Genomic DNA, 24040 nt, shown 5'->3' with positions numbered 1-24040 from the left:
TCATACTGTGTCTATCTCAATTTTACATTAGTTGCGCTATTAATCTGATATAGTGTGTTAGGTAATAATCGTCCATAGAATTATAAGCAGGCATAAAAAAAGGCTGCGCTCGGCAGCCTTCACTCATATTATTAAGAGAATTCAGCTATTCGTCTTCCTGTAAGCTGAGCCATTCGTCGTAAATACTCTCGAGTTCGGTCTTGTACTCATCAGCCTTGTCCCCAGCCTCTCGGAGATAGAACACATCAGAAGCATGTTCAGGCTTACACATTTCAGACTCGATATCATCAATCTTAGCCTCTATATCGTGGATAATCGCTTCTAATTCAGCGACCCTGCGCGATCTGCGCCTCTCTTCAGCTTCTCGTTCCTTCCTGCGTCTACGCTCGTCTTCAGCGCTTAGTTCATCATTTGTATTTTCATCGCCACCAATATCGTTATCTTGCTTGTCAAACTCTGAACTTTTCTCGAGATAGTAATCAAACTTGCCTTTGTATTCCCTTATTCCTTCGTGTCTTAGTTCGAGGATTCTGTCGGGAATCTTACTGAGCAGATATCTGTCATGAGATACGATTAGAACAGTTCCTTTGAATTCCATAATCGCCGCCTCGACAATTTCCTTTGATTCAATATCAAGGTGATTGGTCGGTTCGTCGAAGATTAGGGTATTAGCTCCGGATAACATTAGCTTTAGAAGCGACAATCTCGCTTTTTCTCCGCCTGAAAGTGCCGATACACTCTTGAATACGTCATCACCTCTAAATAAGAATCTACCTAGGATATTTCGCATTTCCGTGTCGGTATAGAGATGATATGCGTTTTTCATCTCACCTAATACAGTCTCGTTCTCATCAAGTAACAGCTGTCCCTGGTCATAATATCCAAAATCAACATTATGTCCGATTTTTAAATACCCTTCATCTGCTTCTTCCTCGCCCATGATGATGCGCAGCAGGGTGGTTTTACCTACACCATTCTCTCCGATAAAACATATCTTCTCTCCACTTTTGATATCAAACTTGACATCCTTAAAGAGCTGCTTCTCTCCAAAGCTCTTAGACAGCTCTTCTGTCATGATTACATCCTTACCACTCTGAAAGTCAGCATCAAATGATAGTTTCAGTTCGGCCTGCTTGAGTGACGGTCTATCCAGTACTTCTAAATGCGCAAGCCTCTTCTCTCTAGACTGTGCCCTCTTGACGAGATGTTCCGTATTATGCTGCTTAAATCTGCGGATTATTTCTTCCTGCCTAGCGATTTCTTTCTGCTGCTTTTCGTACTCTCGTCTCATCACCTCTTCGCGCTCACTACGCTTTACGAGGTATTCTGAGTAATTTCCGCGATAATCTACAAGGTGCGTCCCTCGCATATCAAATATGCGATTCACTATCCTATCCAAAAAGTATCTATCATGAGATACGACGATTATTGTCCCTTTATAAGTCTTTAGGAATGACTCGAGCCAAGCAAGCATCTTAAGATCGAGATGATTAGTTGGTTCGTCTAGCATGAGGATATCTGGCTTTTGAAGCATCATACAAGCCAATGCAAGTCTGGTTTTCTCACCGCCAGAAAGCATGCTTATCTCCTTATCGTGAGTATCTGCACCAAATCCCATACTCGCCAGTACACCGATTAGTTCGCTCTTGTATGAATATCCACCAGTAGCTTTATACTCATCCATAAGGTGGGTATAGGCTTCTAGATCTTGATCAAATATCGGATTATTCGTATCAGAGATTGCCTTCTCCAGACTTGAAATCTCCTCTTCCATCTCATAAAAGTGCGTAAAAGTCTTCGCAGCTTCCTCGATCACTGTTCCTTCTGAGAAAAAGTGATCCTTCTGTTTGAGATACCCGACGACATACCCACTGCGGATAAAAACATCGCCGCTAGTCGGTTCATTCTCGCCTGCAATTATGCTTAACAATGTGGTTTTTCCAGCACCGTTCGGGCCGACTATTCCAACTTTGTCTCCTTTATTTACAGAAAACGAAACATCCTCGATGATGATGTCCGTTCCGTACGACTTGCATATATCTTTTGCCGACATTACAAGCATAGTTAAAACTCCAGTCCGGGGCACGCATCTAATGACATGTCCGCGAACTCTCCTTTCTTCATCTGATAGTATGCAGAGCAAGCGATCATCGCACCGTTGTCTGTGCACAGGATCTGAGCTGGCTTAAGAATCTCGATTCCAGCTGCTTCGCCCTTGCTCTCAAGCAATTCTCTAAGCCTGCTGTTAGCAGCAACGCCACCAGCCACTACGATTTTATTATTTCCATAAGAAGTAGCTGCGCTGATTGCCTTATCTGCGATAACTTCCATAATCGATTCCTGAAATGAAGCTGCCAAATCAGGTATATTTATCTCTCTTTCTGCCTGTCTTTCGCTATTTATGTAGTTTAGTACCTGAGTCTTGAGTCCGCTAAAGCTGAAGTCATAGCTTCCATCATTGAGATACACCCTTTTAAATTTGATAGCATCTCTATTCCCTTCGCGGGCAGCTTTATCTATCTTTGGTCCACCTGGATATCCTAGTCCTACTACCCTAGCAACCTTATCCATCGCTTCACCTGCCGCGTCATCTCTGGTCGCTCCAAGTATCTTACACTCGTTGTAATCATCGACTTTGATGATGTTGGTGTGTCCGCCAGAGACCACGAGCCCGATGAACGGTGGCTCAAGTTCCTTATATTCTAGATAATTCGATGCGATATGACCATGCATATGGTTTACCCCTACTAGCGGAATACCTCGAGCCCACGCCATTGCCTTTGCCGTTGCCACTCCAACAAGTAGCGCACCAACCAATCCTGGTCCATAAGTTACTCCTATTAGATCCACCTCATCCATAGTAACTTCAGCTTCATCTAGCGCTTGCTCTATTACATCGTTGATACTCTCAAGGTGACGTCTCGAAGCAATTTCAGGTACTACACCACCAAACTTAGTGTGTATGTCAATCTGCGATGAAATGACATTTGCTAGAATCTCACGCCCGTCTGCAACTATGCCTACTGCCGTCTCATCACAGCTCGATTCTATTCCCAGTGTAATATGCTTATTATTATGCATAACCACCTGTCTCCCTCTTCATAATCAGCGCATCCTCACCATTATCTAGATAATACCCTGGACGCACTCCGCACTCATTAAATCCGTATTTTTTGTAAAGCTTTATCGCAGGCATGTTGCTGACTCTCACCTCGAGGTTTATAGTTGCCACGCCATTTGCTGAAAGTATTTCAGTCATCGCGAGCATAATCGCATCACCTATTCCCTTCCTTCTGAAGTCAACTCTCACTGCGATACTGTTAAGATCAGCTTCATCCAGAACTGTCCAAATATCAGCATATCCTGCAAATTCGCCTTCATACTCAGCAACAATCACGAACGCATTATCGTTTTCAAGTATATCGTAGCTAAGTGCCTCCTTGCTCCACGGCATTGCAAACGTCTGCATATCAAGCTCATATATATCATCAAGATCTGAGGACTTTGCAATTCGGACTCTGATCTTAGCCTTATCCCGACATGTTTCCATTATCATCTGAGCTTCCCTATCTTGCTACTGAGAGTACCGGATTCAAGTCTCATCTCAGCTTCACTCTTTCTCATATAGTTAGGAAGAAGATAATCATAAGTGATTGTATTGTTACTGTTATATTTTTGAAGTGCTAGCTCAGCCACTGACGAAGCATCTTGATAGCGCCACTCCTCATCAGCTAATCTATATAATCCAGCTTCGCGAATTTTATCTTCATATGCATCTATGCCGTCACCAACAAAGATAATCTGATTCTCCTCAGAATCGATTTTATCAATCTCTTCCAAAAACTCATCTATCATGTACTGCCTCTCACTAAGTACAGCGTTATATCTGGCGCCATCTCTCTCAAAAAGTGCACCGTAGAGCTGTCCTCTCCTCGCATTGATGATAGGTGCGAAAAATCTTACTTCCTCACCCATATGAGCGTCAGCAAGAGCCGCCATTCCCTCTAGAGAAGATATCGAAATACAAGGTATATTAAGCATCTCAGCGATTCCCCTCGCACTAGATACCCCAATTCTTATACCTGTAAACGAGCCTGGACCTATAGAAGCCGCCACTGCGTCGATGGAATTAGTTCCAATCCCTTCTGCCTTAAGGCATTCATCAGCAAGTAGCATGATATCCTTAAGGTGATTCATTTCTTCATGTGAGCTTTTTGATGAGATTCTGCCATCTCCATCTATGAGTGCAGCTGAACCATATTTTCCTGTCGTCTCAATGCTTAGAATATACATCTATAAATTCGCTCCCCTTGTTTTTCACCATACTCTATCAATATTACCTTTGCTTTCTCAGGTACAACATCCGCCACTATATCAGCCCACTCAATTATGCATACTCCATCAGAATAGAAATATTCATCAGCTCCGATATCGAGAAGTTCATCACCACTCGATAATCTATACACATCAAAATGGAAGAGCGGTATTATACCGCTCTTGTGTTCCTTAACAATATTGAAGGTTGGACTATCGATATTCTCAGTAACCCCAAGCCCCTTTGCGATATACTTCGTCAAAGTAGTCTTGCCAGTTCCAAGATCTCCAATTAGAGCCACAATATCGCCCGGCTCCAATGAGGAAGCCAATTTCATTCCAAACTCTTCAGTATCATGCTCATTTTTTATATAAACAATCTGTTCCTGAACACCCATTTCTCTTCTTATACCTACTTACAACAAAGCTTATATATGGTCGAGGCATATATCTTTGCCATCTTGTCATACGAATCAAGAGAGATTCTCTCATCTGTCATGTGCATGCAATCATCTTCCCACGGAAAGAGTCCTCCGAATGCTAATACACCATCAAAGTGCTTAGCATATGTTCCGCCACCGATTACTACTGGTTCACTATCTAAATCTCCCGAGTAATCTCGATATGCTTCCATCAGTGTTTTTACAAACTCGTCTTCTGGATCAACGTATATCGCTTTATCGTCTGTACCCTTTACTATGCCTTGATTTGGTCCTAGTACACTTTCAACACCCTTCATAACTGCTGAGTTATCATACGTTACTGGGACTCTTATATTAATCTTCATAGTGGCAACTTCATCGTTAATATCAATCGTTCCAACGTTTACGATTACCTTGCCTGATTGATCATCTTCAAACTGACATTCTAGGCGTTCACCATTTAAATCAAATCCGATATGTTCATTATAGAAATCTATAAACTCAGTTACCTCATCCCCAGAGAGGTCAAGCTTGCCTAGGAACTCCATAAGAATACTTATAGCATTAAGCCCTTTCTCTGGAACTGAGCCATGTGCCGCAACTCCATGAGCTTCAACGGCTAATGATGTCCCCGTCTTTTTAGCGGTAACATCATACCCGCTCTCTTTACTATATGATTTAGCGAGTTCAATAATATCGTCATATCTTGCTCTCTCATCTGAAGCTATAACTGCTCTAGCATGCGCTGGAACTGCATTTGCTGCCAGTCCACCTTGAACCTTGCTCAACATGAGCCCTTCCTTCGCTGTAGGCTTCTTGAGCTTCTGTGCGATATCAAATATAAGAATCCCCTTCTCGCCATTAATTACGGGGAAGTCAGCATCTGGGGTAATCCCAAAATCAGGCATCGCTGCTACTTCTCTGTAATGGATAGCGCTTTCCTTGCCGGTCTCCTCATCGAGGCCAGCAATCAGCTTAATAGTTTTCTTAGGTGTAATACCTGCATCTTTAATTGCTTTCATTGCAAAAAGTGCAGCGATAACAGGTCCTTTATCGTCAGCTGTTCCTCGTCCATACATAAAACCATCTTCAATCACTGGATTAAACGGACCATGCTTCCAATCGTCGGCCACCGGAACTACATCGAGGTGTCCAACTATACCGAAGGATTCTTCGCCTGGCTCTCCAGGAAAAACGATTTCTCCAACGTAATTATCATAGTTGTGGACCTCGAATCCCATGCTCTCACCAAGTTTAAGCAGCTCTGCAAGAGACTCCTGAACGCCCTTTCCAAACGGGTAAAGCTCCCCTTCAGGTGTTCTTACTGGTTCTGACTTTACACTGTCAATTCTTACCTGCTTTGCAAGCTCTTCAATCATCTCAGAATTTGAATTTTCTAAGTACTCTATATAATTCATTTTACTACCTCTAACTACAAAGCATCTCGCACTAAACAATACTTCAAATGCTTGATTATACTTAATTTACTTACTTAATCTTTCCCATATTTTCCGCTGTGGTCTTGTCGTTAGTCACATATAGCGAAATAACCTTTCCAGACTTAATTGTTGATAGGTTTACTGATTTTATAGGATTTCCATATTCATCAAAAGTGAACACACCCGTCGCCCCTCTGACATTTGATAATTCTGACAAAGCCTTTCTTATGTCCTCTGGTTTTTTAGAATTTGCTCTATTGATAGCATTGATGGCCAGCAAATATGAATCATATCCAAGGGCTGCATTACTCGTTGGTTCGGAATCATTACCGTACTTCTTTGCATACTCAATAATGAATCTCTGAGTCTCAGCCGTTACAGACTTTGTCGTCGTTTTTCCACCGCTGAACACGGAGTCCGACGGAAATACAACTTTAATCTTTGGATGGCTCTTCATCATCGCTATAAAGTCTTCATTGTTCCAGTTTGAACTTCCTACAAAGGTTATCTTCTTCTCTAGATTTTCTTTTTCTATTTCTGAGAAGAGCTTATCGGAATTCTCTGCCCCAAACGGTACAACCACAACATCTGCATCAGATTTCTTTATACTTTTAACAAGCTTTCCATAGCTTTCAAAATCGACATCAACAGCCTTCTGATAGACAATGGACGAAACGCCGGGAGAATCACCGGAAGTTCCCTGCTCTAGTTCGCTAATCTTGGAGTTGAAGCCTCTCTGCATGGCAGTGTTTGCACTATCATTCTTCATGGATATCGTTGCAATTTTTCTTGATCCGAGCACACTGTACACGTATTCGGCTAGCCCTGCTCCGCGCTGTGATTCGGTAATAGATGCCCTGAAATAATACTTGTTGTTCTCAGTAATCAGCGGATTGACAGCAGACGGCGTAATAGTCGGGATCTTTGCTGCCTCAATATATGGTGATGCAACCATAGAGTTTGCCTCACCGGCACTCCCAAGTATCACAGAGGGTTTCATCTTGATGAGGTTCTGTATCGCACCTTTTGCTGAATTGACATCAGACTGGTTATCGACTCTAACGAGTTTAATCTTGATTCCATTTACATTGCTATAAATAGAATTTGCGAGCTCAATTCCTCTGATTTCCTCTTCACCTTGTTCTTTAAATTCTCCAGAACTAGGTTCATATATACCGATGGTTATGGTGTTATCATCACCAACTACCTGCTTATCTACAAAAGTCTTTTTGAAATTGTCAAAGGTCGTGCATCCACCAAGTACACTAGCTATCATTATCAGTAATAACATGATGGATACCGCTTTAAGTTTCTTCTTATTACTCAATGTTCAAAGCCTCTTTCATCTCTGCATGTGTTTCAATATTATTAATCTTACCACGGAGTTTAGCTGCTCCCTTCACCCCTTTAGTATACCATGCGACAAACTTCCTCATCTCTCTTACCGCAGAATATTCATCCTTAAGTTGAACCAGTTCGTCTAGGTGTCTAATCATCATCATGCTAAGTTCTCTTACAGTTGGACGAGGTGGTGCCTCCTCGCCATGGATGGCTGCATTTAATTCTTTAAATATCCAGGGATTTCCCATTGCACCTCGTGCTACCATGACAAAGTCGCATCCTGTCTCCTCCATCATGCGCACGCCATCTTTACCTGTAAATACATCGCCATTGCCTATAACTGGTATACCTACAGCTTCTTTGACCCGCCTTACGATATCCCAGTCAGCATTGCCTGAATAGTATTGTTCCCGTGTTCTCCCGTGAACAGCAACAGCAGATGCCCCTGCACTTGATATGGCCTTCGCAACTTCTACTGCATTGATAGACTCCTCATCGAATCCTTTTCTTATCTTAACGGTAACTGGTTTCTCAGAATTTTTCACAACCGCATATACGATATCATAGACAAGGTCGGGGTTCTTCATCAGAGCTGCACCATCACCATTTTTTACAACCTTAGGTACTGGACATCCCATGTTAATATCGAGAATCTTATTGGGTTCTGAGTTCAAAGCCGATGCAGCATACGACATCACATCAGGTTCACTGCCAAAAATTTGGACTGCTGTTATTCCGGATTTCGGAGGTATATATAGGAGTTTTGGCGTCTTCCTATCTCCGTAGTATAAACCTTTTGCACTCACCATTTCAGTGCACGTCATCGCCGCTCCCTGCTCCTCACAGAGTCTTCTCATAACTGCATCCGTGACACCTGCAAGCGGTGCTAACAAAAATGGATTTGGTAGCTCAACATCGCCAATAATATATCTCGTATCTGACATTAGTTACGTTTCTTCCTCTGTGATTTGTTCTTTTCATAGATGAGCACTAGGCCATCGAGCGTAAGTCTCTTTTCAATGACATCTATGCACTTTACGCCATCCTCTACCATTGGAGCAAGCCCACCTGTCGCAATGACTTTAATGGTATCGTAATCCTTCCCGTAGTTTTCTACGAGCTCTTTCTTCATGCCTTCAACGATGTATTCGGTAAGCCCCATATGACCATATACTAGTCCCGATTGCATGCCTTCAATGGTATTCTTACAAATCATATTTCCTGGGACCTCTAGATCTACATGTGGTAGCTTAGCTGTCTGCTCAAAAAGCGCCTTAGCTGAAATTTTTATCCCGGGTGCGATCGTACCACCTAGATAGTCTCCGTCCTCAGTTATCGCGCAGAAAGTCGTAGCTGTTCCGAAATCGATGACAATTAGCGGATTCTTATACTTGTGATGTGCAGCAACGGCATTCACAATCCTGTCAGAACCGATTTGGCGCGGGTCATCACACTTGATCTTGAGCCCCGTCTTCACACCCGTCTCAACAACAAGTGGTGATACGTGCAAATACTTATAGCACATGTGCTGTAAGGCAAAAAGCAGCGAAGGCACGACAGTGGATATAATCACATCGTCAATGTCAGATGGGTCTATCCCCTCATGTCTGAACATCTGCTCGACTAGAATCCCATACTCGTCTGCACTTCGCCTGCTATCTGTAGCAAGTCGCCAGCTGGTAATGAGCTGCGACTTGCTGAACACGCCTATCACTATATTTGTATTTCCTACATCTACAGCTAGAAGCATTTAGTGATCCTCCATTCTCCTTAGAGCCAGTGCCATAGTGAGCCCTGGGATAATTCTGTTTCCTGTTAGCTCTGCGCCGAGAATCTCATTGATTCGCTTTAGTCTGTATTGAACTGTGTTGTTATGAATATTCATAAACTCTGCAGTCTTATTACTATTCATTCCGGCATCAAGTACGAATGTTTCGAGTGTCTCGAGGAGCAACCTTCCCTTATTTAGAGATACTTCTCGTTCAAATGGCTCGAGTAAATCTAGGTAAATCTTCTTGAGCACACTACTCTGCATCTGAATATTGATACAGTTGCAGACCATCGACATCTCGTACTTAGTAAACACCCTCTTATATGGGAACACAGCCTCTACGTTATTCCAAGTCTCGTTAATCATCTTGAAACCGTCTATAGCGCTGTCGAGCTCCTCAATACCTGTAGAGTGAAAAATCCTTACATCCTTACGACCTTCCTTGAGATCATCGTACATTCTGAGGCAATCATTCTTGAGCTGAACGCCCTTCTCTTCACCTGCATCGGCATAAATCATCCCGTAAAATTCATTTCCTTCAATGAGTGGAAGTATGCCGAATCCCTTGTCTGATTTATATTTCTCGAGAATATCCTGTGATGCTCGGTTGTTTATCCCATTCGCATAGAATACACTGACAAACTGTTTGCCTTTGAGTCCAGCCTCGTCGATTAGGGTGTAGCAAAATGTCAAATCTCCTCTTATAGCTGACTTGATAAATTCAGCCCTTGAATCTCTCTCAGGAGTGTACTTCCACATACCCATCGCAAGCTCGATAATCTCAGCTAGTTTCTTGATCTCAGTAGCCGAGTAATTGTCCTCATTATCCACAATCATCAAGATGTGCTTCTCATTATTTATATCTATAGTCCCCCAGTAAGTGATTACGTCATTAATATTGACCTGGGTGAACATGGTCGAGTGCGACACATCCATCTTCTTGGCCTGAACTATCGCATTATCAATAGTTTCCTCATGGCGAGTCTCAATCGTGAGTATTGGATTGAACTCCGAGGTCATCAAAATAGCCTGATAATCATTATTTATAGCCGCTTCCTTCAGCGCACTCTGGAAGTTTCTATGCTTTTCAAAGTTAAGAAGATGATAAATTGTGTTGTTTAAAATATTGTCACTGTAGTTGTGTCCGTACAAGATTTTATCAAGCACCTGTTCCATGAGCACGGCATACGTGGTCTCTTTATCGTCTGGAATAACGATAATCAGGAGTCCATTTTCCTCCGCTGTCTTGATTACCTTTTGGTCTACAGCTCTCACACCTTCCTCATGCAGGAATATTACGAGTGTAGCGATTGCCTTTTTACCAAAACCAACGACAATTCGGCACTGAGCATCAATATCATCCTTACAATTCCAGAAATGGGTAAGAACCATCTGTTCCTTTACTCCGTTGCGCTCGATTCCCTTCTCATAATCAATTTCATCGAAAACTGAGATGGTTCGCACTCTTCTGTCCATCTTTCTCTTGCAGGAAATTACGGTGCTCCCTTTGAACGCATCTAGATTAAGGCAATCTTCTACAGTTATCCTCATTTTATTGCTCCTTCAATTTCTTTGACTCCGAGCCTCTCGCTCTTTTACTCTTTGTCAGCTTCCGCATCATTCTTGGATTCATCTTTAGATTCAGGCTCCGCATCCTTTGCTGCATCTGCATCTGTATCCGCATCTACATCAATCTCATCATCTTGCGGCTCTTCTTTAGTATCAGAAGGCCATCCTACGCTAGACTTCGCCTTTTCTTCTTCAGATGGCTTTTCCAAATCTTTCTTGTCTGCATGCTTGTTTTCCTCTGCAAAAGTAGAGTCTTCAAACTTTAAATCACCAACGATAACAGACTGAAGTTCCTTTAGCCTCTCCTCAGCTTCCTGACGTCTCTCTTCCTCGAGTCTCTCACTTTCCTTTGCCTCTGCCTTGTTTAGCTCCGCAATTTCTTCATCACGAGCCTTTACATTCTCAGCAAGCTCCTCAGGTGTGATTTTTCCTTCATAGAGATCATTAAACTGTTCTCCATCAAGTGTCTCGATGAGTAGAAGGGCCTGCGCAACTCTTTCAAACGCTTCATCATTATCCTTAAGGATGTTAGTCGTTGCTTCGTAGCAGCTCTCGAGTATATGTTTAATCTCAGCATCGATTTCTGAAGCGGTTTCCTCGGAATAATTCTGTCTTGTGGAAAAGTCCTTTCCAAGGAACACTTCATCACTTGAGCTAAAGCTTACTGGTCCAAGCTTTGAGCTAAACCCATACTTTGTAATCATCTGTCTAGCGATAGCTGTTGCACGTTCAAGGTCGTTACTTGCACCGGTACTTATATCATCAAGCTTAAGCTCCTCTGCAACTCTGCCGCCTAGTAAATGTTTAATCATATTCACCATATCACCCTTTGTCATGAAGAACTTTTCATCTTCAGGAAGCGACATCGTGAATCCACCTGCCATACCTCTCGGTATGATAGTGATTTGATGAACTGGGTCAGAGTTAGGTATGGCCTTCATAACTATTGCGTGTCCAGCTTCGTGGTATGCAGTAAGCTTTCTCTCAGCCTCGGAAATAACTCTCGATTTCTTTGCAGGACCAGCCATTACCTTAGTAGTAGCCTCCTCAATTTCATCCATTCTAATCTTAGTACCGTTGCGTCTAGCTGTTAAAAGTGCCGCTTCATTAACCAAGTTCTCGATATCTGCAGGTGAAAAACCAGGTGTTCTCCTAGCTAGAATCTCAATTGTAACATCGTCAGCAAGCGGTTTATTCTTGGTGTGGACCTTGAAAATTTCCTCTCTCGCTTTAACATCAGGCATCCCGATTACAATCTGCCTATCAAATCTGCCTGGGCGAAGCAATGCAGGGTCTAGTACATCCGGTCTATTTGTAGCAGCTAAAATAATGATGCCTGAGTTTCCATCGAAACCATCCATCTCAACAAGAAGTTGATTGAGCGTCTGCTCACGCTCATCATTACCCCCGCCAAGACCAGCACCTCTCTTACGTCCCACGGCATCAATTTCGTCTATGAATATGATGCAAGGAGCATTCTTCTTAGCTTGGTCAAAAAGATCTCTTACACGAGAAGCACCCACACCTACAAACATCTCGACGAAGTCAGAACCTGAAATCGTAAAGAATGGAACTCCAGCCTCACCGGCTGTAGCTCTAGAGATGTAAGTCTTACCAGTACCTGGATTACCTACGAGTAGTACCCCCTTAGGAATTCTAGCACCTAAATTAGAGTATTTAGAAGGATTCTTAAGGAAATCAACAATCTCCTCGAGCTCCTCTTTTTCTTCCTTTAGCCCAGCTACATCAGCAAAACGAATATTCTTACCATTTTCTTTGTACAGCTTAGCCCTGTTCTTACCGAACTGGAATGCTTTGTTGTTACCACCTTGACTCATCATGAAGTAGAACAGGAATCCGAGTGCGACAACCATAATAATCGTCGGTAGCAGTGAGAAGAAGTTAACACTACTCTGCGGTGGATCGCTAGAAAGCTTCAGCTTACCGGACTTAACCTGCGGGAACACATAGCTGTTCTCAAGCCAGCTGATTTCAACAACCGATGGCGCATAGGCGTATTCCTTGTTGCCATTCTTTAGCGTTGCCGTCATCTTTCTATCCGTTATATTTATTGTCTTATATTTTCCTTTTTCAAGGTGAGTTGCAAATGTTGAGAATTTCACTTCGGCAGTCTTCTTCGCACCATCTGCTCCCTTGTAGAAAAAAGCTACTCCGAGAACAACCGCGAATATAACCAAATATATCGCAAAATTCTTAATAAATCTCTTCAATTATCGTACCCCTCATATTTCTTTAATAATATTTTTGGTCTAAAATTTGTTATTTTACACAAACTGTCGTGTTATTTTATCATACGAATTAGCGCAGTTCAAGAAACAAAACCCTCTCTGAACTGTTGTCAACCTGATATTTTTGTGAATATTTCCCCTTAATCCTATATCGCTCTGACTTAAACATTTCATTAGGTAAAATCCAAAGTATTTCACTACCCATTGCAGCCAATTTTATTTCATCTCGAGACGCCTTTGGCACCTTCTCATCTACTAAAAAATCCTGCAGCTTTTTGCTGCCGTTTCCTGTTCCGATATAGTCTCCAGACCTTCTGGTGCGCAGTCTAACGTCAAGTTGTGAGCTTTCATCTGATACGCCAATCATTTCCGCTTTAAAGCCCCTTTCCTTAAACAGCTTGTCTAGGTCAAATGCTGCATATGGATTATCATTTTCTTCGCTGCCTTCTGCACTTCCTATTAACTCTTGATATTCTGCAATAGATATAGCTTTTAAAGAAATCTCTTTTATACCACACCTTCCTGAACCTGAGCGAGGATCATTCACGTATTTTTTCTGTAAAAACACCAGCCTCTCATACCTGCGCTCTGCTGTTACTCCTCCAGGCAGATCGTAGCTTGCTGAAGGGCTCCTTGAATCGATGATTCCTACTAATGAATTGACGAGCTCATAGGTTGGATGAACATCCTCTGCCTCAAGCATCATGGCTGCTATTCGTCTCTTTAGTGCTTTATGCACATCCCTCACTTCATAAAGTTCATATTCATGATTCAAAGAGACGGAATTCTCATATAGTCTTGCCGCTTCTTTCATCATGTATTCATCATCACAAGCCGCTGACTCGCTCAGCCGCGTAATTGCCTTTCGAAACGAAGGATTATAATCTCTTTCGAGCTCTGGTATCAGTTCAAGTCTAATCTTATTACGGCTGTATATAGGCTTTTCATTGCTCTTGTCCATGCTTGGTTTTAGATCACAGTCATTTATATATCCCTCAATCTCAGTTCGACTTATATCTAGAAGTGGTCTAATTACAATGTATCCACGCTCATCTAGCCTTCTAATAGGTATACCAGCTAGACCACGAACTGCAGTGCCACGCAGTATATGAAACAGGACAGTCTCAACTTGATCGTCCGCGTTCTGAGCTACTGCTATCTTTATTCTATCTCTAGGTGTTCCGCACCGTTCTAGTTCATACGCCATATCAGAGAATGCTTCGTAGCGAACCTTGCGACCAGCCTCTTCTTCCGATATCCTTTCGCGTTCTGCGATCTCCTTACAGTCGCAGATAACGAGTTTAAACGGAATACCAAGCTCTATACATATACGTCTAGCATGTTCTGCCTCAACATCACAGTCCACAGGTCTAATCTTATGATTAATATGAACCGCATATATTGATATTCCAAGCTCCTCCTTAGCTGAATTCAGCGCATGAAGAAGTGTCAGTGAATCAGGCCCACCCGAAAAACCGACTATTACTTTATCTCCATTTTCTACTGTTTTGCTATCGATAATCTTTTTTATAATTCCATTCATAGGTATCCCAAGTTAACTCCTAAATAGCGTATTTATGCGTAATAGTATGAACATGTTTCCGAATTGCAGATAACTCTACCTATAATACCTCTATATTAAAGAAGCGTCTCGCATTTTCTGACGTTATCCGTACTGCTTCATCAAACCCGATGTCCTTTAATAGCGCCATTCTTCTCACAACATGCTCAATATACGGCGTTTTATTAGGCCTCCCTCTCTTCGGTTCAGGCGCTAGAAAAGGCGCATCTGTCTCACTCATTATAAACTGAAGCGGTATTCCCTCTAGTACCTCTACAGTTTTTCTCGCATTTTTAAATGTAAGCGGTCCACCAATAGAGAATGTCGCCCCAAGCTTCACATACTCTCGCGCCAGTTCAAGGGAACCCGAATAGCAGTGTAGCTGCACTCTGGCATCAGCAACCATCTCCCCTTGTCCGTCTGGCCTCTCTGGGAAATGAGCTTTCCTCTCTTCGCTAAATGCTCCTTCCTCGATGAGGATATCTCTTGTAAGTGCATCGGCTTCTCGTGTATGAATCATAATCGGCATCATGAGTTCATTCGCAATTCTTATCTGCTTCCTAAAAAGCTCAATCTGTTCAGCCTTGGAGTCCTTTCCATAGTGGAAGTCTAGACCTATTTCACCGATTGCTTGAACCTTTGGTGCGCTAGCGAGCTCCTTGATCTTATCTATATCATCATCAGAGTATGTGAGTGCCTTATCCGGATGAATCCCAACAGCTGCATAGCACCAAGAATAATCAGCTGCATCCTTAATCGCCTGCTCTGACGATTCTACAGAGTCGCCAACATCGATGATAAACTCCACATCAGACTCTTCTATCTCCCTTGCCCTATCAAGCCGCTCTTCTTCACTGAACTCTTCATAATTCAAATGAGTGTGTGCATCAAATAGCATTTTTCTCCCCCTCTTATATTGGTAAAAAAGACCTCAAGTCTATACTTGAGGCCTCATTCTTATTTATTTTTTTCGGTTGTTCTTCTTTATAGCAACCTTTTCCTGTTCTGTATTAGATAGAACTTCGATCTCCTTAGCTACATCTAGCCTTGGGAACAAAGCATCTCCTTTGTGGACATTTGCCCCAGCCATCATGCGGAACTCTTCGAGATCCGACCATTTTGCCTCTTGATTTGAAATTCCGAGCTGATCTCTCATCCTATCTGAAGTCGTATGCATATATGGGATGATTAACACAGAAATCATTCTGAGCACCTCTGCTAGATTGCTCATAACTGTATCAAGTTCGGCTTTCTTACTCTCGTCCTTTGCAAGAACCCAAGGCATCTTTTCGTCGATATACTTGTTAGCTCTCGAAATAACTATCCAAATCTCCTCGAGCGCATTGTTGAAGCGGAATTCATCCATGTGGGCTTCAACCTTCGCAGCGCATCCGAGTGCTGTAGCAATCAGGTCACGATCGAAATCATCCTCAGTCGTAGCTTCTGGAACCACTCCGCCGCAATACTTTTCAATCATCGAAACGGTTCTCGATAGGAGGTTTCCAAGGTCATTAGCGAGGTCGTAGTTGATGCGGTTAAGCATGATTTCGTTGGTATATAGCCCGTCTTGACCAAAAGTATACTCTCTGAGCAAGAAATACTTAAGCGCATCTATTCCATAACGATCGATTAGAATCTCCGGATCAACAATATTGCCCTTCGATTTCGACATCTTACCACCATCGATTAGAATCCATCCGTGACCAAGAACCTTCTTAGGCACTGGCTCATTCATGGACATGAGCATTGCAGGCCAGATAATGGAGTGGAATCTTACGATTTCCTTACCTACTAGGTTTATTCCTGGCCAGTACTTTTTGTACTGCTCTTCATCCTCACCAGGGAATCCAAGGGCGGTAATATAGTTTGATAGAGCATCGAGCCACACATAGATTACGTGTCTCTCATCAATCGGAACCTTGATGCCCCAATCTAATGAAGCTCTCGAGATACATAGGTCCTCGAGCCCCTGCTCTACAAATGAAATCATCTCCTTCGCACGAGATTCAGGCTGAAGGAATGTGCCATTTCCAAGAAGCTCAACAAGCTTGTCAGAATACTTTGACAGCTTAAAGAAGTATGCATCTTCGCTCATCTTCTTAACAGGTCTACCGCAATCAGGGCAGTTTCCTTCTACTAGTTGGCTCTCTGTCCAAAAGGACTCACAAGGAGTGCAGTACCACCCCTCGTACTTATCCTTGTAGATATCACCATTGTTGTACATCTTCATGAAGATTTCCTGAACACGCTTTTCATGGCGCTCCTCTGTGGTTCTGATAAAGTCATCATAGCTAATCTCCATCGTCGCCCAGAGTCTCTTAATTGTATCAACAATTGGATCGATATATTCAATCGGTGTCACGCCAGCTTCCTGTGCACACTTAGCGATCTTCTGACCGTGCTCGTCAGTACCTGTGAGGAATCTTACATCATATCCAGTAAGCCTCTTAAATCTCGCCATAGCGTCTGCCATAACGGTGCAGTATGTGTGTCCAATGTGCAGCTTAGCGCTTGGATAGTATATAGGTGTAGTAATATAAAAAGTGCCCTTTTTTTCCGTCATCGTATTCCCTTTCAAAATCTATAGCATGTGTCAAAGGATTGGTTTAATATACGCCGTAGTCCTCGTCTTCTTCTCCCCAATCTACATCTGACCAATCATCCTCAACAAAAATTTCGTCGAAAATCTTCTTAGTTGCAACGACAAGAGTAGCTCCTGCGATTATGCTGAGACCAGCTATTCTCATGCTCGTTTTGAGCATCTTCTGTCTTCTAGCTGCTTTTCCCTCTTCAATTAGAAGTGCTTTTTCTGCATCTGTCATACGTCTTCTTCTAACCATTATATCCTCCTTGCCATCAGGCAGTATTTACATGTGTTACTTCTCTCGATTATATCTAAATACCTTGTTTTTTTCAAGGTGTTTAGATGTTGACCTTATACATTTAGCCATTTTGTCAGAAGCCAATAAACCGCACACGCGCTTCGTTATCTTGTATATATCATATAAAAAGCGATAATCTTTTCTGATGATGAGAATTGATTATCGCCTATACTTTATTCATATATTAAGACATTTAACTAGTTGGCATTTTCAAAGTTTACACCTAGTATACTCTTAAGTTTTCCGCCTACGCAAAAAGCTACATGAAGCTTTATCATATCTCCAATTATGAACGGCAGTACCGTAAGCTGGAGAACTTTCGTAAATGGAATGTTGTTCCCAAGATGTACACTCTGTACAAAATAGAAGTATCCCGCACCTACCGCATATATCACAAAGGTCGCTATAACAAGACTAACATATCTCTTCACGTTTGAACTCGATTCATATCCTGCACCTACTATATATGCTGCTAAGATGAACGCTATTATGAATCCAAATGTTGGAGCAAATATATACTGCGGTCCTCCTTTTAGTCCGGCAAATACTGGGAGTCCAACAAGCCCTGCTATCACATACACTATAACAGCCATCACACCGAGTCTTCTCCCCATAGTTATCCCTATCGAGAGCACTACGAGCGATTGCAGGCTAATGGGAACTGGGCCGATTGGTATGGAAATCGCAGACCCTATCACGAGAAGAGCTATCGCAAGTCCAACGCTTGTAATAGTGCGTGCGTCTAGTCGGTTGTGGCTTTTAACGTGACCATTATTACAATTCTTGTTAATATCGCAAATGTCGTTTTCTTTATTTCGATTCTTATCCATTTTTAACCTTTTCTTTCTCATCTGTTACATGATTATTTTCCCTGAAATGAACTTTTTCATGCCCGATTCTGTCAAAAGTAAAAGCGCCCCGTCTTCGCCGACTCCAGTCAGCGTACCTTCATAGCGCTTATCCGATTCAAAAGTTACAGTTAATCCCTTTGCGAAGAGATGTGAGTTCACTTCTCTTTCCATATACTTCGTATTATCCGAACTGCTATCCTTCAAGTGTTCAAACAGCTTTACGATAATATCCGCAAGGAGCTCACATCTATTAAATTCTATACCCTTATATTCATATAAAGATGTCATATTATATAGAGTCATCTCTTCTTTAGTTTGGTTAACGTTGATTCCAAAACCTATTATTAATTTTTCAGTTTTTCCGTTCTCTATAATTGTCTCACAGAGAATCCCACCTAGCTTCTTGCCGCCTATATAAATGTCATTTGGCCACTTGACCTCAGCTTCAACCCCATGCTCTGCCAGCACTTCACGGATTATAACCCCGACTAGAAGCGGATACACAATTGTTTCAGCTGGCTCAAGATCAATCGACAGCATAATCGTCGCCAGTATCGATTGACATGGTGACGACCACCAGTGAGATGAATTCTTACCTACACCAGCATATTGGTTTTCAGCCACAATTATTGCGTTCTCAAGTTCGCCAGCATGTTCCTTAGCATATTTATTTGTTGAATCGATATTTTCGAAATATATATATCGAAACCCATTAGGCAAAACACTATCTGCCTTATGTTTTCTATTAATTTCTGAAATTACCGAGTCCTCATATAGCCTAAAATCATGCATCTAATCGACCTTGTTGTCCGCGATAAATCTATTAACCTCACCCATAAACTCATCGCTCATGACCTTAAGAATGTGCTCTAGGTTATCGATTTCTTCTTCTGTAAACCTCTTCGCCAATCTGTCGAGCACTATCGGTATATAACTATTCTTCGCCTTATAGTACTCGTGAAACTTTTCAGTCTCCTTGAGAATATACTCTCGCTTATCCTCTTTAGACTGAATCTTCTCTATATATCCCTTCTTCATCAAGGAAGATATCTTATAGGCAACATTAGGTGTCGACATCTCCAGGAATTCCGCAAGCTGGCTCACCTTAGGGTTCTTCATCGCATGAATAACCTCTAGTGTAAATGTCTCTGTCGCTGTAAGCTCATGCTCCTTGCCTCCGCCATTTACAAACATATGCTTATATAAGTTCAATTTGAACTTCTCGTATACCTCTGCAAATACCTCTGTAAGCATCTATTCAAATCCGCCTTTCTTAACTACAGGGATTAAAGTTCTGGCGCTCTACATGATGGCAAATGAAATCTCGCATGACATCGCTTTCTCACCGTCAACTAGGATGTAGCCTTCTCCAAATCCAATATTCCCGACTCTCTTATTGATTGCGCAGTGGATCTCCAGCTGATCTCCCGGAACGATTTTCTTATGAAATCTAGCCTTCTTGATTCCCGCAAGGAACGCATTAGCGCCCTTTTCTTGATCGATTAAGACTGCAACAGCGCCGACCTGTCCCACTGCTTCCACTTGAAGAACTCCTGGCATTACAGCCTCACTAGGGAAGTGTCCCTGAAAGAAAGGTTCATTTCCGCTAACATTCTTAATTCCAACAGCTTTATTTCCCGCCTCAAGTTCGACAATTTTATCAACCATGATAAATGGGTATCTGTGCGGCAAAATATTTCTCACTTCTTCATATGTCAATTTCATTCGGTCCACCTCTTTACTACGATTGATGCATTATGCCCTCCGAACCCAAGTGAATTCTTGAGCGCATAGTTGATTTCTGCTTCCTTATACCTATTGACCACAAGATTGAGATCGCATGCGTCATCTGGATATTCGTAGTTTATAGTTGGAGGAACTATCCCTGCCTGCATGGAAATTATAGTCATCGCTAGTTCCGTTGAACCAGAAGCTCCAAGAAGGTGTCCTATTTGTGATTTTGAAGAAGATACGAGTACATCTCTGTAGTCCTCGCCAAATGCACGCTTTATAGCTGCCGTTTCATATTTGTCATTGAGAGGAGTTGACGTTCCGTGCGCATTGATGTAATCGATATCGCAAGTCTTAATCCCAGCATCTGCTATTGCCTGTACCATGGCCTGCGCGGCAAATTTTCCATCCTCGCAAGGAGCTGTGATATGATTTGCATCGCAGGTATCACTGTACCCTACAATCTCTGCCAGGATATTAGCACCTCTATTGACCGCATGTTCGTATTCCTCTAGAACTAGCACAGTCGCGCCTTCACCCATTACAAATCCATCTCTCTTCTTATCGAATGGAATCGACGCCCTGTTAGGATTTTGAGAGAGCGATAGCGCCTTCATAGAGGTAAATCCACCTACCGAGAGTTCCGTGATAGGAGCCTCGCTGCCTCCGGCAAACATGATATCAGCATACCCATGCTTGATGTGGCGGTATGCCTCACCGATGGCATTAGTTGCACTGGAGCAAGCCGTAACCATAGCCTGACAAGAACCGTGAGCATTTAAATCAATGGCGATATTTCCAGCTGTTAGATTTATTATTGCCATCGGGATGTAATATGGCGACACCTTGTCGAAGCCACGACTCATACCCTTGGCATGCTCTGACTCGATAGTGCTTATTCCACCGATTCCAGAGGAAACAAAGACTCCGGCTCTTTCATTTGACAAATATTCTCTTGTGAGATTAGCATTTTCCAAAGCTCTTCTGCCGGCTATTATACCAAATTGAGTGACTCTATCCAATCGCCTCTGTTCTCTTTTATCAAAGTAATCGTCGGGATTGTAGTCCTTTACTTCTGCAGCTAGCTTAACAGCTCTATCACTTGCATCATATCTTGTGATTTCTCCGATTCCACAGCGCGAATTCTTGATTCCCTCAAGCACTTCAGCTGCACTGTTTCCTAACGGAGTAACCATGCCGATACCAGTTAATACTACTCTACTCATTATATGTTCATACCCCCATCTACTGATATAACCTGGCCTGTAATGTAGCGCGATTCATCTCCAGCAAGAAACGCTGTCAGATTCGCAACATCGCTCGGCTCCCCAATCTTGCCGAGTGGAATCTCAGCCTTAATTTTATCTTTTACCTGCTCCGTCAATTTTTCAGTCATCGGTGTCTCTATGAACCCCGGTGCTATCGCATTCACGAGGATATTTCTCGATGCGAATTCCTTTGCGAATGACTTGGTCATGCCTACAAGACCTGCCTTTGCAGCAGCATAGTTAGCCTGTCCAGCGTTACCATGTAGACCTACGACCGAAGCCATGTTGATGATTCTGCCACTACGTCTCTTCATCATGTATCTCGACACGTATTTGCTTAGATAGAAAGCACCATTTAGGTTAGTGGTTATAACATCTTCAAAGTCAGCCTCGCTCATCTGCATGACGAGCTTATCCCTGGTGATACCTGCATTATTAACAAGCACATCAATCTGCCCCTGTTCCTCGATGACTTCCTCTACCATCCTCTTACAATCTTCAGCTCTTGCGATATCACCGAGCACCACCTGCACATGGCAGCTTTCGTCCGATAACCTCTCTACTAGCTCTTTAAACTGTGGCTTCACGGTACGAACATTTAGTGCAAGATCAAACCCTTCGCTCTTCAGCTTTTCGGCAATTGCTGTGCCTATTCCACCAGCAGCTCCTGTAATAAGCGCTACTTTATTCGCCATACATATACTCCTTTTTATTTCTAAGAATTTGAACACTTGGCCTAGGCTTCAAGTAGTTCAATCAAATCATCATCGTTCTTAATCGTGCTAACCTCTAGACCTTCAAATTCTCTCTCTAGGATTGTAGAAAGTACACCACCTGGACCGATTTCCAGAAAACGTGTAACCCCATCATCTACCATATTTTTGAATGTCTTGTAGAGGAGCACCGGTGACACTATCTGTTCCGATAACACATGGACCATCGGCGTTCCATCGTACTTCTCTCCAGTAACATTTGGATAATATGAAATTTCTGGTACTCTAAATGAAGTCCCTTCAAGGGTTTTCATAAATCCAACCCTTGCCGATTCCATAAACGGAGTATGGAATGCTCCGCTAACTGTAAGAGGTTTAGCAAGCTTCCTGTTAGCCTTTAGAAAATCCTTAAGTTCATCTATTGCGTCACCTTCACCTGATACAATGATCTGCCGACTGCTGTTTATGTTAGCGATATATACCTTCTCTTCGAATTTAGGATTGCCCTGCAGAACCTCTCTAACTTCGTCTTCAGTCATCTTGAGAATTGCTAGCATTTTGCTATTTCTATTCTCTGATGCTTCTCCCATCAGGGCTCCACGCACAGCAACAAGTCTTAGTGCATCGCCTTCGTCGATTATTTCTGATAGTGCTAGTGCACTGTATTCGCCTAGGCTGAGTCCGCACGTTGACATAAGTCCCTTTAGAAGATCCGGTTTATGTGTGCGAATCAGTTTCAACACGGCAAGCTGAAAAGCAATCATGATTGGCTGAAGATTGTTAGTCTTAGATATGTCATCGATGCTACCTCTGAAGGACATGTCTGTGAGTTCTCTGCCTAGTCTGTCATATATGCCTCTAATCTCGGGATATCTATCATACAGCTTACTGCCCATACCCTCATACTGCGAACCCTGTCCAGCGAATATTACTGCTAAATTACCCATTATCTCCTCTATTTCTCTGATAGATTTACTTTACTGTCATTTATGTAAATAGGTCTCTCTATTTAACGCTATTCTTTGCGAGCTGATATTCACTCATCAATTTCTCAAGTAGCTCAGAAACTGAATACAGCCTATCAAACTGAGCAGCTGTGTATCCTGCCATAACAGAACCCTGATCCACATCACCTTCATATACTGCTTTTCTTAATCTTCCAAGCGTGAAATCCTCAAGCACTTCCTTATCACTCTCGCTCCTTTCAAGCTCCTTAAACTCTCTGGTCATCGGATTCTTGACAAGTCGCATAGGTCTTCCATTTAGATTTCCGATTGACGTAATGCGATGGGATTCAGTATGCATCAGCAAATCCTTATAGTTCTGGTGAACGGGAACTTCATCGGTGAAGAGAAAGGCTGTTCCGATTTGAACACCTTTAGCTCCCAGCACTTCCGCAGCTAGCATCTGTGCACCCGATCCGATTCCTCCGCCTGCAATTATCGGTTTATCAGTTGCACCCGCTACCTGATAGATCAGAGTCATAGTCGTCATCTCCCCGATATGACCTCCTGCTTCCATCCCCTCTGCAATGTAAGCAAATATATCGAACTTATCGAGGCGCTTAATCTGAAGCGGCGATGATATAACCGGCATAACCTTTATTCCAGCAGCTTGGAAATCCTCCATATATGGGCCAGGGCTGCCTGCTCCAGCGATTACATACGGAACCTTCGCCCTGCACACAACCTCAACAAGCTCCTTAATATCTGAACGGAACATAATCAGATTTACTGCAAAAGGCTTATCTGTTAGACCTTTACATATGTCAATTTCTTTGGCAAGTACATCAGCCTTCATGCCGCCCGAACCAATCGTCCCTAGAGCTCCGGCGTTAGATACAGCGGCTGCAAATTTACCATCTGTTATATTCGCCATTCCTCCCTGAATTATCGGATATTTAATATTTAGTAATTTATCTAAGTTCAT

23 protein-coding genes are annotated in these 24040 nt (G+C 42.6%); all 23 read right to left on the bottom strand.

The features are described 5' to 3' along the window. Nucleotides 1-145 precede the first annotated feature (145 nt). Nucleotides 146-2062, bottom strand: coding sequence for a ribosomal protection-like ABC-F family protein (gene abc-f / locus C5Q96_RS01150; protein WP_106056429.1), 1917 nt, complete (start codon nt 2060-2062; stop codon nt 146-148). Nucleotides 2063-2064: 2 nt separating this feature from the next. Beyond that, on the bottom strand, nt 2065-3081 hold the full coding sequence (gene tsaD / locus C5Q96_RS01145) for a tRNA (adenosine(37)-N6)-threonylcarbamoyltransferase complex transferase subunit TsaD (RefSeq protein ID WP_106056427.1): 1017 nt from the start codon (nt 3079-3081) through the stop codon (nt 2065-2067). Continuing rightward, the gene (gene rimI / locus C5Q96_RS01140) at nt 3074-3556 is read right to left on the bottom strand and encodes a ribosomal protein S18-alanine N-acetyltransferase (protein WP_106056425.1); all 483 of its coding nucleotides are present in this window, start codon (nt 3554-3556) and stop codon (nt 3074-3076) included. Before rimI ends, tsaD begins: the two co-directional genes overlap by 8 nt. Further along, the gene (tsaB, locus tag C5Q96_RS01135) at nt 3553-4293 is read right to left on the bottom strand and encodes a tRNA (adenosine(37)-N6)-threonylcarbamoyltransferase complex dimerization subunit type 1 TsaB (RefSeq protein WP_106056422.1); all 741 of its coding nucleotides are present in this window, start codon (nt 4291-4293) and stop codon (nt 3553-3555) included. Before tsaB ends, rimI begins: the two co-directional genes overlap by 4 nt. Beyond that, nucleotides 4281-4712: a tRNA (adenosine(37)-N6)-threonylcarbamoyltransferase complex ATPase subunit type 1 TsaE gene (gene tsaE, locus C5Q96_RS01130; protein WP_106056420.1), complete on the bottom strand. Its 432-nt coding sequence runs from the start codon at nt 4710-4712 to the stop codon at nt 4281-4283. The genes tsaB and tsaE overlap by 13 nt, the downstream gene beginning before the upstream one ends. A 14-nt stretch (nt 4713-4726) precedes the next feature. Continuing rightward, entirely contained in the window at nt 4727-6154 is a 1428-nt protein-coding gene (gene pepV / locus C5Q96_RS01125; RefSeq protein ID WP_106056418.1) for a dipeptidase PepV, read from the bottom strand. A 70-nt stretch (nt 6155-6224) separates the two neighbouring features. After that, a complete protein-coding gene (locus tag C5Q96_RS01120) occupies nt 6225-7502 on the bottom strand; it encodes an ABC transporter substrate-binding protein (protein WP_106056416.1) in 1278 nt (425 codons plus the stop codon). Continuing rightward, complete coding sequence (dusB, locus tag C5Q96_RS01115; protein WP_106056414.1) at nt 7495-8460, bottom strand: tRNA dihydrouridine synthase DusB; 966 nt, start codon at nt 8458-8460, stop codon at nt 7495-7497. The genes C5Q96_RS01120 and dusB overlap by 8 nt, the downstream gene beginning before the upstream one ends. Beyond that, entirely contained in the window at nt 8460-9266 is an 807-nt protein-coding gene (locus tag C5Q96_RS01110; protein ID WP_106056412.1) for a type III pantothenate kinase, read from the bottom strand. The genes dusB and C5Q96_RS01110 overlap by 1 nt, the downstream gene beginning before the upstream one ends. Next, on the bottom strand, nt 9267-10838 hold the full coding sequence (locus C5Q96_RS01105) for a PucR family transcriptional regulator (protein ID WP_106056410.1): 1572 nt from the start codon (nt 10836-10838) through the stop codon (nt 9267-9269). Nucleotides 10839-10882: 44 nt separating this feature from the next. Beyond that, nucleotides 10883-13087: an ATP-dependent zinc metalloprotease FtsH gene (gene ftsH, locus C5Q96_RS01100; protein ID WP_106056408.1), complete on the bottom strand. Its 2205-nt coding sequence runs from the start codon at nt 13085-13087 to the stop codon at nt 10883-10885. Between the two features lie 88 nt (nt 13088-13175). Continuing rightward, nucleotides 13176-14648: a tRNA lysidine(34) synthetase TilS gene (tilS, locus tag C5Q96_RS01095; protein ID WP_106056406.1), complete on the bottom strand. Its 1473-nt coding sequence runs from the start codon at nt 14646-14648 to the stop codon at nt 13176-13178. A 79-nt stretch (nt 14649-14727) separates the two neighbouring features. Further along, nucleotides 14728-15564, bottom strand: a complete 837-nt coding sequence (locus C5Q96_RS01090; RefSeq protein ID WP_106056404.1) for a TatD family hydrolase — start codon at nt 15562-15564, stop codon at nt 14728-14730. A gap of 63 nt (nt 15565-15627) precedes the next feature. After that, nucleotides 15628-17229, bottom strand: coding sequence for a methionine--tRNA ligase (gene metG / locus C5Q96_RS01085; protein WP_106056401.1), 1602 nt, complete (start codon nt 17227-17229; stop codon nt 15628-15630). A gap of 43 nt (nt 17230-17272) precedes the next feature. Then, nucleotides 17273-17506: a hypothetical protein gene (locus tag C5Q96_RS01080; protein WP_106056399.1), complete on the bottom strand. Its 234-nt coding sequence runs from the start codon at nt 17504-17506 to the stop codon at nt 17273-17275. 239 nt (nt 17507-17745) lie between these two features. After that, nucleotides 17746-18378 carry a biotin transporter BioY gene (locus C5Q96_RS01075; RefSeq protein WP_158696644.1) on the bottom strand — a complete coding sequence of 211 codons (633 nt, stop codon included), beginning with the start codon at nt 18376-18378 and terminating at the stop codon, nt 17746-17748. Between the two features lie 24 nt (nt 18379-18402). Continuing rightward, nucleotides 18403-19191, bottom strand: coding sequence for a biotin--[acetyl-CoA-carboxylase] ligase (locus tag C5Q96_RS01070; protein ID WP_106056395.1), 789 nt, complete (start codon nt 19189-19191; stop codon nt 18403-18405). After that, the gene (locus C5Q96_RS01065; protein ID WP_106056393.1) at nt 19192-19653 is read right to left on the bottom strand and encodes a MarR family transcriptional regulator; all 462 of its coding nucleotides are present in this window, start codon (nt 19651-19653) and stop codon (nt 19192-19194) included. 48 nt (nt 19654-19701) lie between these two features. Further along, entirely contained in the window at nt 19702-20124 is a 423-nt protein-coding gene (gene fabZ / locus C5Q96_RS01060) for a 3-hydroxyacyl-ACP dehydratase FabZ (protein WP_106056391.1), read from the bottom strand. Beyond that, nucleotides 20121-21356, bottom strand: a complete 1236-nt coding sequence (fabF, locus tag C5Q96_RS01055; protein ID WP_106056389.1) for a beta-ketoacyl-ACP synthase II — start codon at nt 21354-21356, stop codon at nt 20121-20123. The genes fabZ and fabF overlap by 4 nt, the downstream gene beginning before the upstream one ends. Then, nucleotides 21356-22093 (bottom strand): 3-oxoacyl-[acyl-carrier-protein] reductase, encoded by a 738-nt coding sequence (gene fabG / locus C5Q96_RS01050; RefSeq protein ID WP_106056387.1) that lies wholly within the window; start codon nt 22091-22093, stop codon nt 21356-21358. The genes fabF and fabG overlap by 1 nt, the downstream gene beginning before the upstream one ends. A 41-nt stretch (nt 22094-22134) precedes the next feature. Beyond that, complete coding sequence (locus tag C5Q96_RS01045; protein WP_106056385.1) at nt 22135-23058, bottom strand: ACP S-malonyltransferase; 924 nt, start codon at nt 23056-23058, stop codon at nt 22135-22137. A gap of 58 nt (nt 23059-23116) precedes the next feature. After that, nucleotides 23117-24040, bottom strand: coding sequence for an NAD(P)H-dependent flavin oxidoreductase (locus C5Q96_RS01040; RefSeq protein WP_106056383.1), 924 nt, complete (start codon nt 24038-24040; stop codon nt 23117-23119).

The organism is Mogibacterium diversum (assembly GCF_002998925.1).
GTDB classification, from domain to species: domain Bacteria; phylum Bacillota; class Clostridia; order Peptostreptococcales; family Anaerovoracaceae; genus Mogibacterium; species Mogibacterium diversum.
Note: the sequence above shows the minus strand (reverse complement) of the source record. Positions and strands in the feature narration are given on the sequence as shown.